We start from the raw sequence: 14,649 nt of genomic DNA, 5'->3' as shown, positions 1-14,649 counted from the left end.
ACATCTTTCAGCCGGCTTACTGTTTCCCGCGATGGAACGCGGCGCTATGTGGATGGGACGGGGTCGTGGACTGGACACGACGGGAGACCGAAACATGCTGGGCTGGTTCCGCAAGCTTTTGCCGCGCGAAGATCGCTTCTTCGACCTGTTCGAGCGGCATTCCCGCACTGTGGTCGGCGGCGCTGAGGCACTGCAGCAGCTTTTGCAGGGCAACGACATCGACCGCTGGTGTCAGACGATCATCGATCTCGAGGACGAAGCCGATCAGATCACCGCGGAAGTTCTGCTGGCCGTGCGCCGCTCCTTCATCACGCCCTTCGATCGCGGCGACATCAAGGACCTGATCCAGTCGATGGATGATGCCATCGACATGATGCACAAGACCGTCAAGACGGTAAGGTTGTTCGAAAAGAAGGAATTCGACCCGCTGATGCAGGAAATGGGGGCCGTCATCGTCGAGGCCGCCAAGTTGGTGGCCGAGGCGATCCCACTGCTCGGCAAGGTCGGGGCGCATACGGTGCGCCTCAACGCCATCGCCGAGGAGGTCATGCGCGCCGAAGGCCGGGCCGACGACCTGCACGAACAGGGCCTGAAGGACCTGTTCAAGCGGCACGGCCGCAGCGATCCGATGGCCTATCTGATCGGCAGCGAGATCTACGGCCAGCTGGAAAAGGTGGTCGACCGCTTCGAGGACGTCGCCAACGAAATCAGCGGCATCGTCATCGAGAACGTATAGTGGAAGCCGCGATAGCCTTTCCGGTGCTGGTCGGCCTTGTCGCCGTCGCACTGTTCTTCGATTTCCTCAACGGCCTGCACGATGCCGCCAACTCCATCGCGACAATCGTCTCCACCCGGGTGCTGAGGCCGCATTATGCGGTTTTCTGGGCGGCTTTCTTCAATTTCATCGCCTTCATGTTCTTCGGTCTTCACGTGGCGGAGACGCTGGGAACCGGCATCATCGACGCCAGCATCGTCACGCCGGCAGTGATCTTCGCAGCACTTGTCGGCGCCATCGTCTGGAATATCGTCACCTGGCTCGTCGGTATCCCGTCCAGCAGCTCGCACGCGCTGATCGGCGGTTTGGTCGGCGCCGGCGTTGCCAAGGCCGGCACCGGCGCCATCGTCTGGGCCGGATTGGGCAAGACGACGGCGGCCATCGTGCTGTCGCCGGCGGCAGGCTTTCTGCTGGCGCTCGTCTTGATCCTCGCGGTCTCCTGGCTGTTCGTGCGGCAGACGCCGTTCGCCGTCGACAGCACCTTCCGCGTCATGCAGTTCTTTTCCGCCTCGCTCTATTCGCTCGGCCATGGCGGCAACGACGCGCAGAAGACCATGGGCATCATCGCCGTGCTGCTCTATTCGCAAGGCATGCTCGGCGCGAATTTTTACGTGCCGCTGTGGGTCGTCATCACCTGTCAGTCGGCGCTGGCGCTGGGCACGTTGCTCGGCGGCTGGCGCATCGTCCACACAATGGGATCGAAGATCACCCGGCTGAACCCGATGCAGGGTTTCTGCGCCGAGACCGGCGGTGCGATCACCCTGTTCGCCGCCACCTGGCTCGGTATTCCCGTATCGACCACGCACACGATCACCGGCGCCATCATTGGCGTCGGCGCCGCCCGCCGCGTCTCAGCCGTTCGCTGGGGCATTGCCGGCAACATCGTGGTTGCCTGGATTATCACCCTGCCGGCGACCGCGGCGATTGCGGCTCTCACCTACCTCGCGGTCGGCCTGGCAAGGTGACAGCACCGCTGCGCGGCGGTGCGTGAACGCCGTATCTACCTGTCCACAAGGTTCAGGATGTTGCCGTCCGGATCCTTGAACCATGCGACCTTCATGCCCTGACCGACATGAACGTCACCCTCCAGCGTCAGGCCGGGCATGTCGTAATGCTCGAAGGCCACGCCCTTCGATTTCAACGCCTCAACGATTTTGCCGAGCTCGTCGCCGACCGTCCAGGTCACTGCCGTCGCCTTGTTGGTCCCAGCGAAATTCGAACGGTACACGTTGATGCTGGTATCGCCGCTTTTATAGACGATCAGTTCGCCACCTTCATTGTGCACCTCTTTCAGGCCGAGCGTCCCTTCGTAGAAAGCCCTGGCCCTGGCCAGGTCCTTCACTGCGAGATTGGCCGTTGCGTTGCTGTTTGCGAGCATGATCGTCTCCTTCCCTTGATGTCGTGCTCATGCTGCTCCCTCAGATAGGTCGTAACGGATGGTTGGCGACCGTCGATCAGGCAAATCCGACTGCGTCGGTCCGTTTTCCGGGGCACACCAGGCCGGCTGTTGCTCCACGACTTGGTTCTCTCCGGAAACTGCACTATCTCAGGCGCGAGCTTGCATAAGGAAGATCTGATGTCCGTCACCAAGGAAATCGTCATCGAACGCCTGAAGACGGTCAACGGGCCGGATTTCACCGGCAATATCGTCGACCTCGGCATGGTTTCCGAGATTTTCATTGCCGATGCCAAGGTGTTCTTCTCGATCACCGTTCCCGCCGCCCGTGCCCAGGAGATGGAGCCGCTGCGTGCGGCCGCCGAGCGTGTCGTCAAGGCGATCCCCGGTGTCGCCGGCGCCGTGGTCGCGCTGACGGCGGAAAAGAAGGGCGGCGGCATGGAGGCGCCGGTTCCGCAAAGACCGGCTCAGAGGCCCGCTCCGCCGGCCGCACCTGCTCGTCCCGCGCCGCAGGCGCCCGCCTCGCACAGCCATGGCAAGCGCGGCGTACCAGGCATCGACGCCATCATCGCTGTTGCTTCCGGCAAGGGCGGCGTCGGCAAGTCGACCACCGCCGTCAATATCGCCCTTGGCCTGGCCGCCAACGGGTTGCGGGTCGGCGTGCTCGATGCCGATATTTATGGCCCGTCCATGCCACGTCTGCTCAACATTCATGGCCGGCCGCAGACCGTCGACGGCAAGATCCTGAAGCCGATGCAGAACTATGGCCTCAAGGTCATGTCGATGGGCTTCCTCGTCGATGAGGAGACGCCGATGATCTGGCGCGGGCCGATGGTGATGTCGGCATTGACGCAAATGCTGCGCGAGGTCGAATGGGGACCGCTCGACGTGCTCGTCGTCGACATGCCGCCCGGCACCGGCGACGCCCAGCTGACCATGGCCCAACAGGTGCCGCTGGCCGGCGCCGTCATCGTCTCGACGCCACAGGACCTGGCCCTGATCGATGCGCGCAAAGGCCTCAACATGTTCAGAAAGGTCGACGTGCCGCTTTTGGGCATCGTCGAAAACATGAGCTATTTTCTCGCCCCCGATACGGGGAAACGCTACGACATCTTCGGCCATGGCGGCGCGCGCCGTGAGGCAGAGCGCCTCGGCGTCACCTTCCTTGGCGAAGTGCCGCTCGAGATGGGCATCCGCGAAAGCTCCGATGCCGGCACGCCGGTGGTGGTCTCCAAGCCCGATAGCGCCGAGGCGAAAATCTATCGCGACATCGCCGCCAAGGTCTGGCACCGCGTCAATGAAGAGCGCGGCGCGGCCGAGGCTGCAGTGCCGAGCATCGTGTTCGAGTGATGCGGATATCCCTCCCCTTTGAGCGGAGGGTGGCCCGAAGGACCGGGCGGGGTCCGCGGCGACACGCTCCAACTTTTCCGGGATAGCGGACTGACAAACCACGATCCCGTCTAGCGCGGAGGCAGATGTGTGTCTATCGCACCAAAGTGCGGATTCGGATGGCGCGTGCCCCTTGCCTGCTCCCGCGCGTTGTCATATCGATTTGTCATACAAATACGGAGACCACGATGGCAGGCGCCCCCACCAGCAAGAAAAAATTTCGCTCGCAAGAGTGGTTCGACAATCCCGACAATCCGGGCATGACAGCACTTTATCTGGAGCGCTACCTGAATTACGGGCTGACGCGGGCCGAACTGATGTCCGGCAAGCCGCTGATCGGCATCGCCCAGACCGGCTCGGACCTGTCGCCCTGCAACCGCCATCACATCGAACTGGCCAAGCGCGTGCGCGAGGGCATCGTCTCGATGGGCGGCATTCCTTTCGAGTTTCCTTGCCACCCGATCCAGGAAACCGGCAAGCGGCCGACAGCTGCGCTCGACCGCAACCTTGCCTATCTCAGCCTGGTCGAGGTGCTCTACGGCTATCCGCTCGACGGCGTGGTGCTCACCATCGGCTGCGACAAGACGACGCCGGCCATGCTGATGGCCGCGGCTACCGTCAACATTCCGGCTATCGCGCTTTCGGTCGGCCCGATGCTCAACGGCTGGCACAAGGGCAAGCGCACCGGCTCCGGCACCATCGTCTGGGAATCGCGCCAGCGCCTGTCGGCCGGCGAGATCGGCTATGACGAGTTCATGGACATCGTCGCCTCCTCGGCGCCGTCGACCGGCTATTGCAACACGATGGGCACCGCTACCACGATGAATTCGCTGGCCGAGGCGCTCGGCATGCAATTGCCGGGCTCGGCCGCAATCCCCGCCCCCTATCGCGAACGCGGCCAGATCGCCTATGACACTGGAAAGCGCATCGTCGACATGGTGCATGAGGATCTGAAGCCCTCCGACATCATGACCCGCAAGGCCTTCGAGAACGCCATCGTCGTCAATTCGGCGATCGGCGGGTCGACCAATGCGCCGATCCACCTCAACGCCATCGCCCGCCACCTCGGCGTGCCGCTCGACAACAACGATTGGCAGAAGGTTGGCCTCAACATTCCGCTCATCGTCAATCTGCAGCCGACCGGCGAATATCTCGGCGAGGACTATCACCATGCCGGCGGCGTGCCGGCTGTGATCGCCGAACTGATGAAGGGCGGCATGCTGCCCTATCCGGAAGCCATGACCGCTAACGGCAAGACCATCGGCCACAATTGCGGCGGCGCCGTGAACGAGAACCTCGACGTCATCCGCACGGTTGCCGAGCCGCTGAAAGCCAATGCCGGCTTCATCAACCTCAAGGGCAATCTGTTCGATTCGGCGATCATGAAGACCAGCGGCATCTCGCCTGAATTCCGCGAACGCTATCTGTCGAACCCGAAGGACCCGGAAGCGTTCGAGGGCAACGCCATGGTCTTCGACGGCCCCGAGGATTATCACGCCCGTATCGACGACCCGGCACAGGGCATCGACGAGCACACCATCCTGTTCATGCGCGGCGCCGGCCCGATCGGCTATCCCGGCGGCGCCGAAGTCGTCAACATGCAGCCGCCTGCCTATCTGATCAAAAAGGGCATCCACGCGCTGGCCTGTATCGGCGACGGGCGTCAGTCAGGCACGTCGGGCTCGCCGTCGATCCTCAACGCCTCGCCGGAAGCCGCCATCGGCGGCGGCTTGGCGCTGCTGAAGACCGGCGATCGCGTCCGCATCGACCTGCGCAAGGGTACCGCCGACATCCTCGTCAGCGACGACGAGATCACGCGGCGCCGCGCCGAGCTGCAGAACAATGGCGGCTATCATTATCCGAAGCACCAGACGCCGTGGCAGGAAATCCAGCGCGGCATGGTCGACCAGTTTTCCGAAGGCATGGTGCTGAAGCCGGCGGTGAAGTACCAGGATGTGGCTCATACAAGCGGCGTGCCGAGGGACAATCACTGACCAGGGTCCGTCGCACGAGCCGTCAGGTCGCCAGCGTTACGGTCACCTCATTTCTCCCCGTTAACAGCCCGCTAACGGGGAGAAATGCCCGCCACAGAGTTGGACGCGGTCATTTGTCAAAAGCGATTGCTCCCGCGAGAACGGGAATGCTTGACAAGCGGGCGTGACAAATCCACGATCATCGTAAGGGGTGCATCGCGACGACCCCGTGAGGCGTCAGCCCAACGTTCGCGTCCAAGCTTCTCTTTCAAGGAGGTGGACGCCATGCCGTCAACAACCGCTATCACTGTATCGCAACTGTCTCGTCTGATTGGGCTGCCGGGTGCGCCCGCAATCATCGATGTCCGCATCAATGATGACTACAACGCCGATCCGCGCCTGTTGCCGGGCTCAATCCGGTGTGACTTCAAGACTGTGGCCACCTGGGCTGGCGAATTCACTGGCCAGCAAGTGACGGTGGTCTGCCAACAGGGAAAAAAGCTCTCGCAAGGCGTGGCCGCATGGCTGCGGCACGAGGGCATTGCCGCCGAATCGCTCGAAGGCGGGTTTGAGGCATGGCGCGATGCCAAGGGGCTTTTGGTTCACACCGGCAAGATACCGCCCGCCGATGCCAAGGGCCGCACCGTTTGGGTGACGCGTACGCGCCCGAAGGTCGACCGCATCGCCTGCCCCTGGCTGATTCGGCGCTTCATCGATCCTCACGCGGTCTTTCTCTTCGTCGAGCCGGCCGAAGTGGCGGCGGTCGCCGATCGCTTTCAGGCCGTGCCTTTCGACATCGAGAACGTGTTCTGGAGCCACCGCGGCGAACGCTGCACCTTCGACACCATGATCGAGGAGTTCGGACTAAAATCCGAAGCGCTCGATCGTCTCGCCACGATCATACGCGCCGCCGATACTGCGAGCCTCGATCTTGTCCCACAGGCGGCCGGGTTCCTGGCCGCCTCGCTTGGCCTGTCGCGGATGTTTCGCGACGACCTGGAACAGCTCGAGGCCGGCATGCTGCTCTACGATGCGTTCTTCCGCTGGTGCCGCGATGCCACCGAGGAGACGCATAACTGGCCGGCCGCCGGTACGGGCAATCTCGGCGCGGGCAAACCTTCGTGAGCGCCGTCCTTTCGAAAAAGCCGCCGGAGATCCAAGAGCCGGTTGTGCCGAGCTTCCGGCAGGCCGTGAAAGTCTGGGCGAAAATCGGCGTGCTCAGCTTTGGCGGCCCGGCCGGGCAGATCGCACTCATGCACAAGGAATTGGTCGAGGAACGGCGCTGGATCGGCGAACAGCGTTTCCTGCATGCGTTGAACTACTGCATGCTGCTGCCTGGCCCCGAGGCCCAGCAACTTGCCATCTATATCGGCTGGTTGCTGCACAAAACGGTCGGCGGCCTTGTTGCCGGCATTCTCTTCGTCGTGCCGGGCGCGCTTGTCATGCTCGTCCTGAGCAGCCTCTATGCGCTCTATGGCGATGTACCACTCGTCGCGGCGCTGTTTTTCGGGGTGAAGGCGACCGTGCTCGCCATTGTCATCGAGGCGGTGATCCGGATCGGCAGACGCGCGCTGAAAAACCCCGTCATGGTGTCGATCGCACTCGCCGCCTTCATCGCCATCTACGCGTTGAACGTGCCGTTTCCGCTGATCGTCCTGCTTGCCGGCCTGGCAGGCTGGATCGGCAACCGTAGTGCGCCGGCATTTTTTTCCGGCGCTTCGCATGGCAAGGGCGATGTTCCCGAGATCAAGGGCGCGGTCGATCTGATGTTCGAGCGCGGTGAACTGACCCACGTCAGGCCGACGCGATGGCACGCGCCGCGCATCTTGGCGATCTGGCTGCCGATCTGGCTCGGGCCTGTTCTGCTGGTCTGGGCTGTCACCGGCTCGGCCAGCGTCTGGACGCAAATCGGTGGCTTCTTCAGTGTCATGGCGGTCGTTACCTTCGGCGGCGCCTACGCGGCCCTTGCCTATGTGGCGCAGGCAGCGGTCGAGTACTTCGGCTGGCTGGCACCCGGTGAAATGGTCGACGGCCTCGGACTTGCCGAAACCACGCCGGGCCCGCTCATCCTGGTCTTGCAGTTCGTCGGCTTCGTCGCCGCCTTCCGCCAGTCGGGCTCGCTGGCGCCGCTGCTTGCCGGGTTGTTTGGCGGGCTGTTCACGCTGTGGGCGACGTTTACCCCATGTTTCCTGTGGATATTCCTTGGCGCGCCTTACATCGAAGCGCTGCGCGGCAACAAGGCGCTGTCGGCGGCGCTCGGCGCAATCACCGCCGCCGTCGTCGGCGTCATCATGAATCTCGCTCTATGGTTCGGCTTGCACGTCATCTTCGGCGAAGTGCGCAATGTCGGGCTTGGAATGGACGTGCCGGTGCTTTCATCGATAGACTGGCGCGCGGCGCTGCTTTCCTGTGCCTCGATGATCGCCATTCTGAAGCTGAAAATCGGCATGCTGCCGACGCTTGCCGGATCGGCGCTGGCCGGCGTCTTGTTGCTGGCGGCGAGCGGCTAACGCTCAGCCGCCCATTCTGCCGCGCGGCAGCTTGATCATATCGCCGAAACGGGCGCGCAATTTGTCGTCGACGGGCTTCGGCACATGGCGCGGGAAGCGTTCGGCAAGCACGCGTTTCTTCTCGATGATCGCCCGCTGCAAGATGTCGGGCCTGCCTTTCTCATTCCATTCCTTCGGCGAAAAGCGGTCGCCGACGGCCGGATAGAAATATTCGGTCTGCATCAGCCGCAGCGTCTGCTCGTTGCCGAGATAATGGCCCGGGCCCTTCAGGCAGACATCGGCGATGGTGTCGATGGACAGCGACTCGTCCGTCACCTCGATGCCGCGCACGCAGCGCAGGCAGTGGCCGAGCATGTCGTTGTCGATGATCAGGCTCTCAAGGCAAAAGCCGAGCAGCGAGGCGTGCATGCCGGCCGATTCGTAAACCAGGTTGAGGCCGGCAAGACCGGCCATCACGTCGGTTATGCCCTTTTCGTAGCCTGACTGAATGTCAGGCAGTTTCGAATCCGTCATGCCGGCGGCCGAACCGCCCGGCAGGTCGTAAAATTGTGCCATCTGCGCGCAGGCCGCGGTCAGCACCGCCTGCTCGGCCGAACCGCCCGACATGGCGCCGGTCCGGAGGTCCGAGACGAACGGCCAGGTGCCGAAGATTGCCGGGTGGCCCGGCTTGATGGCGTTGACATAGATTAGGCCGACCAGCACTTCGGCGACCGCCTGCACCACGGCACCGGCAATCGCCGCCGGTGCCGTCGCACCTGCCTGGCCTGCCGACAGCAGCAGGATCGGAATGCCGCCCTCGACACAGGCTTCGAGCACGCCGCAGGCGTCCTCGGCAAACTTCATCGGCGGCACGACGAAACAGTTCGAATTGGAGACGAAAGGCCGCGCGCGAAAATTCTCTTCGCCGCCGGCGATGGCATAGAGCATGTCGAGCGCCGGCTTGACGTTCTCACGCACGGTAAACGAGGTGCCGACATGCTTCGACGTGCCCATGACACAGGCGTAGAGCGTGTTGAAATCCATATCGAGCGGGTCGGGGATGTCGCGTGGCACCATCGGCCGCTGGAAGAAATGGATGTTGTCGAGCCCCTCGACCAGACGCGCCGCATCGTAAATGTCCTGCAGCAGCGACTCGCGATACTCACGCTTTTCGACATCGACAAGATGCACCGCAGCACCAGCCGTGCCGTAATGCACACGCTTGCCCTGGATCACCATGTCGTGCTTCGGATCCTGGCCGTGCAGGGTGAAATGCCGCGCCGCTTTCTTGATCGTTTCGACCACCAGACCGCGAGGAAAGCGCAGGCGGCCGTCCTCGCCAAGCGTTGCGCCGGCCTTGGTCAGTACCTCAATGCAAGAGGGGATGGCGTTGGCGAAACCGACCGTCTCCAAAAGGGTAAGCACGGCCTCGTGGATACGTTCGCAATCATTGCCGCTGAGCGGGCTGTAGCTTCCGCCTTCGAGGCCGGCGCGCACCGGCTTGACGTCGTCGGCGAGCGGTGCCGCCCGCATGGCGCGGCGCGCCTCGCGCCCGCCGGACCGCCGCGAACGCTGGTCTGCGGACACGTCCTGCTTCTCATGGGCCATTGGCATGAAGGCACTCCAACTTTAGCTGCGGAGCGGGCGCGGCGGTTGGTCCACCATCGGCCTGCTTCGTCCCCTTTATACAGCGACTATGCCGCCGGCATTGGCACAGCCTATGTGCCAGCCGGTCCCGTCGCATATGCCAAGGAGCTAAAGAACCGGAGCCGCACTACATGCGCCAGGCTCCGGTCGGGGAAGGGAGATCAGGCCGCTGCCGGCCTGCGTCCAGCTGCCGTCGCCAGTTCGCGGATGCCGGGTTCGATGTGCTGCAACGCGATCGAGGAAATGCCCAAGCGCATGAAACGCGATGGCTTTTCGGTGCGGTCGAAGAAGCGGTCGCCAGGCTCGATGATGACGCTGCGCGAGGCCGCGGCCTCCGCCAGCCCGCGCGAATCGGTGCCGCGCGGTCCCTCGAGCCAGAGCGACGTGCCGCCGGCCGAATCGGTCGAGCGCCACTCCGGCAGGAAGGCGGAAATCGCATGGACCAGACGCTTGCGCCTCTCGTCGAAGGCGCTCGACAGCCGCCGCACCAGCGCCTCGTGATGGCCGAGCGACAGGAACAATGCGACGGCGCGCTGGTTGTTTGCCGGCGGGTGGCGCAGCATGAAGCGGCGCAGCGCCCGAAGCTCGGAGATCAGCCCGGCCGAGGCGACGATGTAGCCGAGCCTGAGGCCGGGAGCCAGCGTCTTCGACATCGAGCCGACATAGACGACGCGGCCGGACCGATCGAGGCTCTTCAGCGCCTGCTGCGGCGCCTCGTCCAGGAGCTGGCTGTCATATCCGTCCTCGATGATGATCTGGTTGTAGCGGTTGGCGCGCGCCAAAAGATCCTGCCGCCGCTCTGCCGACAGCGGCACCATGGTCGGGCAATGGTGGCTGGGCGTGACGAAGACGAAGCCGGAATCATTGGGAATGGCCGAGGTTACGATGCCGGAGTGGTCGACCGGAACCGGCTGGATGTCGGCGCCGGCCAGCCGGAAGATCGAACGTGCATCGGGATAGCCCGGGTCCTCCATCGCCACCTTCGAGCCCTTGGTCATCAACAGCGTCGCCAGCATGTAAAGCGCGTTCTGCGCGCCCAGCGTCACGATGATCTCGTCCGGATTGGCGAAGATGCCGCGCCGCGGCAACAGCCGTGCCTGGATCTGCTCGATCAGGAGGGGATCGTCGCGGTCGACCATGTCGGACGCCCAGTTGCGGATTTCGAGCACCGCCAGCGCCATGCGGTTGCACTCGCGCCATTCGGCGGTCGGGAACAGCGCCGGGTCGAACTGGCCATAGACGAAGGGGTAGGACGATTTGATCCAGTTGTCGTGCTTGGCCGGCGGTGGCATGTCGCTCGCCGCGATCTGCCGGCGGGCCTTCCAGTCGATCTCGTTGGCTTGGTCGGGCGCCTTCTGGTGCGGTTTGGCCGGCGTCGCCAGCACTTCGGGATTGACGAAGTGGCCGCGGCGCTCGCGCGCCACCAGGAAGCCCTGGTCGACCAGCTGCTGGAAGGCCAGCACCACGGTGCCACGCGCTACGCCGAGTTTTTCGGCGAGAATCCGGCAGGACGGAAGCGGCATGGAAGCCGCGATCTGCCGGTCGAGGATGGCGGCGACGATCGCCTGACGGATCTGCGCCTGCAGGGTCTGACCGGATTCCGCCGAAATCCGGAACAGGCCGGACCATATGGCCGTGTCGTTTCTCTGTGGCATGGGAGATGTTCCTCGATGGCCAGCTTTTTTCACTTGGCTGGACCAGTCGAATGTACCGGTGGCACAAGGTGTTGCGCCAATCAATTTTTCTGATCGCTGGGATTTATGCCAGTGATCCTTTGCGCCGGCCCACGCTGCTCTGCGGCATCGCTGCGCATTGAAACGGATGGAATTCGACCCGATAGTTTGCCGCGACGACACGCGCCGGAAACATCCGGCCTGATAAGATGCATCTCAAGAGACCGGAGCGAAGCAGTGGATCAATCGTCCTTTCAAAAGCAGCTCGACTTGTTGCGCGATCATCGTGCGGCCAAATCGGGCTCGATGCGCGAGGCTTTCGCTGCCGATCCGCAGCGCTTCGAGAAATTCTCCGCCAGCGACGGCGACCTGCTGCTCGACTGGTCGAAATGCGCGGTCGATGCGCGGACGATGGAGTTGCTGGAGAACCTAGCTGAGGCCGCCGACCTCGAAGGCCGGCGCGACGCGATGTTTGCTGGCAAGAAGATCAACGTCACCGAAGGCCGCGCCGTGCTGCATACCGCGCTGCGTAACCTTACCGGCAAAGGCATCGTGCTCGACGAGGGCCAGGACGTGAAGGCGGAAGTCCTCGGCGTACTCGACGCGATGGGCGCCTTCGCCGACGCGGTGCGTTCCGGTAAGGCGGCCGGCGCGACCGGCAAGAAGATCACCGACATCGTCAACATCGGCATCGGCGGCTCCGATCTCGGCCCGGCCATGGCGACCTTGGCGCTGGCGCCCTATCATGACGGGCCGCGCGCGCATTACGTGTCCAATATCGACGGTGCCCATATCCACGACACGTTGAAGGGTCTTTCCGCCGAAACCACCCTGTTCATCATCGCCTCCAAGACCTTCACCACGGTTGAGACGATGACCAATGCCGAGACGGCACGCAGATGGGTCGAGAAGGCGCTCGGCAAGGAAGCGGTCGGCAAGCATTTCGCCGCCGTCTCGACGGCGCTCGACCTGGTCGCCAAATTCGGCATCGCAGCCGACCGCGTCTTCGGCTTCTGGGACTGGGTCGGCGGCCGCTATTCCGTCTGGGGTGCGATCGGCCTGCCGGTGATGATCGCCATTGGCCCGAAGGATTTTCGCGCCTTTCTCGACGGCGCCCATGAGATGGACGAGCATTTCCGCACCGCGCCGCTGGCGAAGAACCTGCCGGCGCTGATGGGGCTGATCGGCTGGTGGCATCGCGTGATCTGCAAATATCCGGCTCGCGCCGTCATCCCCTACGATCAGCGTCTGTCCAGGCTGCCGGCCTATCTGCAGCAGCTCGACATGGAATCGAACGGCAAGAGCGTCACCCTGGATGGCGGCGCTGTAACGACGCCGACCGGCCCGCTGGTCTGGGGCGAGCCCGGCACCAACGGCCAGCACGCCTTCTTCCAGCTTCTGCATCAGGGCACCGATTTCATTCCGGTCGAATTCCTCGCCGCTGCCGTCGGCCACGAGCCGGAACTGAAGCATCACCACGACCTTCTGCTTGCCAATTGCCTGGCGCAGTCGGAAGCCTTCATGAAGGGCCGCACGCTGGAGGAAGCCCGCGCGCAGATGCTGGCGAAAGGCATGAAGCCCGCCGATGTCGACAGGATTGCTCCGCACCGCGTCTTCTCCGGCGACCGCCCCTCAGTGACGATCCTCTACAGGAAGCTCGACCCACATACATTCGGACGGCTGATTGCGCTTTACGAACATCGCGTCTTCGTCGAAGGCACGCTGTTCAACATCAACTCCTTCGACCAGTGGGGCGTCGAGCTCGGCAAGGAACTGGCGACCGGGCTGCTGCCCGTCGTTGAAGGCAAGGAGAATGCCGCAAAGCGGGATGCCTCGACTGCCGGACTGGTGGAATACATTCACCGCTTGCGCGGCCCGGAGTGAAAAGCTTGGCGGACATCAAGGGAATATTGTTCGACAAGGACGGCACGCTCGTGGATTTCAACGCGACATGGCTGGGCATCGCCGACTTCATGGCGATGGATGCGGCCGAAGGCGATCGCTGGAAGGCAGACAGGCTGCTTGCGGCGGCGGGCTTCGACTTCGCCACCAGGCGCTTCAAGCCGGATTCTATCTTTGCCTCCGGGACCAACATGGACGTCGTCGAACTGTGGTTTCCGCGGCTGTCCGACGAGGACCAGATGCTTGCCGTCGCCCGCTTCAATGCCATCACCTCGGCGCAAGGATCGGCGATGGCCGTGGCGCTGCCGGGTGTGGTCGAGACGCTTGGGCTGCTTCACAGAAAATCCTACCGGCTTGGCGTCGCCACCAACGACTCGACCAGCGGCGCGGAAAAGACCTTGGTCACGCTGGGCGTCGCGCAGCTTTTCGAAGCCGCCTATGGTTACGACGCGGTGGCCAATCCAAAACCGGCGCCGGATACGATCCTTGCCTTTTCGGATCTGACAGGGCTCAGGCCGGCGACGATCGCAATGGTCGGCGACAATCGTCACGATCTGGAGATGGCGCGCGCCGGCGGCTGCGGCCTGGCGATCGGCGTGCTGTCCGGCACCGGCACACGTGAATCGCTGTCACAGATCGCCGACGTCATCCTGGATTCGGTGGCTGATCTGCCCGATTTTCTTGCGGCCCGGGTCAGCGAGACGGTCTAGACTCGTAGTTATCTGGTCCGAACGAGAACACGCCGCTCGGTTTCATCGCCGCATTCCTGCCCTCGCCGACATCCGGCACCTCGTATTCGGCCAGCAGGCGAAGCCGCGAGCGCGGCAGATAGGCGCGGCCCGGATCGCCGATCAGCACGGCGATGCCGGCAGCAAGGCAGCGGTCGAGGAAGGGAACGACCCGGCCGGCAAGATCGCGGGCGTAAAACAGGTCGCCGACCACCACGATGTCCACCGGTGGCGGCGGACCGCCGGTGATGTCGTCGCCAACGATCATGATAGCGACGCCGTTCGCAGTCGCATTGAGGCTGAGCGCAACCACACCATTACGATCGATCTCGGCCGCGACGACCGCGCTGGCTCCGGCTTTCGCCGCAGCGATGCCGACGAGGCCCGAGCCGGCGCCGAGGTCGAGCACGCGACGCCCGGCCACGGTCTCCGGCCGGTCGATTATGTAGCGGGCAAGCACCGCGCCGCCGGCCCAGACATAGGCCCAGTACGGTGGCTCCGGTTCAGGTTCGTCTTCTTCGGTCCCATGTTGGTTCCATTCGAGAAGCCGCCTGAGGCCGCTTCCCGGATGGGCGGTGTAAAGCCGGATTTCGGGAAGCGCGGGCACGGGGGCGATCCGCATGTGCGCCCGGATGAACTCTGCCGGGTCTGGCCGCGAACCTATATCCACGGCGTTA

General features: G+C 63.7%; 13 protein-coding genes. 9 read left to right on the top strand and 4 right to left on the bottom strand.

What is annotated here, in order from left to right:
* The first annotated feature begins 94 nt into the window (after positions 1–94).
* Together NKH89_RS09365 and NKH89_RS09360 are read left to right on the top strand one after the other, a co-directional pair.
* Positions 95–736, top strand: a complete 642-nt coding sequence (locus tag NKH89_RS09365; RefSeq protein WP_023717896.1) for a DUF47 domain-containing protein — start codon at positions 95–97, stop codon at positions 734–736.
* The gene (locus NKH89_RS09360; RefSeq protein WP_352483300.1) at positions 736–1,740 is read left to right on the top strand and encodes an inorganic phosphate transporter; all 1,005 of its coding nucleotides are present in this window, start codon (positions 736–738) and stop codon (positions 1,738–1,740) included. Before NKH89_RS09365 ends, NKH89_RS09360 begins: the two co-directional genes overlap by 1 nt.
* Before the next feature lie 35 nt (positions 1,741–1,775).
* On the opposite strand, the gene NKH89_RS09355 is transcribed toward NKH89_RS09360, so the two are convergent.
* A complete protein-coding gene (locus NKH89_RS09355; RefSeq protein ID WP_352483299.1) occupies positions 1,776–2,153 on the bottom strand; it encodes a VOC family protein in 378 nt (125 codons plus the stop codon).
* A gap of 195 nt (positions 2,154–2,348) precedes the next feature.
* Between NKH89_RS09355 and NKH89_RS09350 the strand changes: the two genes are divergently transcribed.
* The 4 genes from NKH89_RS09350 to chrA all read left to right on the top strand — a co-directional run bounded on the left by NKH89_RS09350 (position 2,349) and on the right by chrA (position 8,043).
* Positions 2,349–3,521 carry an Mrp/NBP35 family ATP-binding protein gene (locus NKH89_RS09350; RefSeq protein WP_352483316.1) on the top strand — a complete coding sequence of 391 codons (1,173 nt, stop codon included), beginning with the start codon at positions 2,349–2,351 and terminating at the stop codon, positions 3,519–3,521.
* Between the two features lie 227 nt (positions 3,522–3,748).
* A complete protein-coding gene (locus NKH89_RS09345) occupies positions 3,749–5,554 on the top strand; it encodes an IlvD/Edd family dehydratase (protein ID WP_352908630.1) in 1,806 nt (601 codons plus the stop codon).
* A 264-nt stretch (positions 5,555–5,818) separates the two neighbouring features.
* Positions 5,819–6,658 (top strand): chromate resistance protein ChrB domain-containing protein, encoded by an 840-nt coding sequence (locus tag NKH89_RS09340; RefSeq protein WP_352815817.1) that lies wholly within the window; start codon positions 5,819–5,821, stop codon positions 6,656–6,658.
* Positions 6,655–8,043 (top strand): chromate efflux transporter, encoded by a 1,389-nt coding sequence (chrA, locus tag NKH89_RS09335; protein ID WP_352590780.1) that lies wholly within the window; start codon positions 6,655–6,657, stop codon positions 8,041–8,043. Before NKH89_RS09340 ends, chrA begins: the two co-directional genes overlap by 4 nt.
* A 3-nt stretch (positions 8,044–8,046) precedes the next feature.
* Here the strand turns inward: chrA and NKH89_RS09330 are convergent, their stop codons facing one another.
* Positions 8,047–9,636, bottom strand: coding sequence for a trimethylamine methyltransferase family protein (locus NKH89_RS09330; protein WP_352483296.1), 1,590 nt, complete (start codon positions 9,634–9,636; stop codon positions 8,047–8,049).
* 194 nt (positions 9,637–9,830) lie between these two features.
* Positions 9,831–11,324 (bottom strand): MocR-like pyridoxine biosynthesis transcription factor PdxR, encoded by a 1,494-nt coding sequence (pdxR, locus tag NKH89_RS09325; RefSeq protein ID WP_352467513.1) that lies wholly within the window; start codon positions 11,322–11,324, stop codon positions 9,831–9,833.
* 5 nt (positions 11,325–11,329) lie between these two features.
* Between pdxR and NKH89_RS09320 the strand changes: the two genes are divergently transcribed.
* From NKH89_RS09320 to NKH89_RS09310, 3 genes are all read left to right on the top strand, one after another.
* On the top strand, positions 11,330–11,485 hold the full coding sequence (locus NKH89_RS09320; protein ID WP_352908629.1) for a hypothetical protein: 156 nt from the start codon (positions 11,330–11,332) through the stop codon (positions 11,483–11,485).
* A 94-nt stretch (positions 11,486–11,579) separates the two neighbouring features.
* Complete coding sequence (pgi, locus tag NKH89_RS09315) at positions 11,580–13,226, top strand: glucose-6-phosphate isomerase (protein ID WP_352493739.1); 1,647 nt, start codon at positions 11,580–11,582, stop codon at positions 13,224–13,226.
* 5 nt (positions 13,227–13,231) lie between these two features.
* A complete protein-coding gene (locus NKH89_RS09310; RefSeq protein WP_023717885.1) occupies positions 13,232–13,954 on the top strand; it encodes an HAD family hydrolase in 723 nt (240 codons plus the stop codon).
* Here NKH89_RS09310 and NKH89_RS09305 read toward each other — a convergent pair.
* The gene (locus NKH89_RS09305) at positions 13,938–14,594 is read right to left on the bottom strand and encodes a class I SAM-dependent methyltransferase (RefSeq protein WP_084642516.1); all 657 of its coding nucleotides are present in this window, start codon (positions 14,592–14,594) and stop codon (positions 13,938–13,940) included. The genes NKH89_RS09310 and NKH89_RS09305 overlap by 17 nt on opposite strands.
* Positions 14,595–14,649 lie beyond the last annotated feature (55 nt).

It is taken from the genome of Mesorhizobium sp. M0923 (assembly GCF_040319365.1).
Lineage (GTDB): Bacteria > Pseudomonadota > Alphaproteobacteria > Rhizobiales > Rhizobiaceae > Mesorhizobium.
This window is presented reverse-complemented; position numbering and strand designations above follow the sequence as displayed.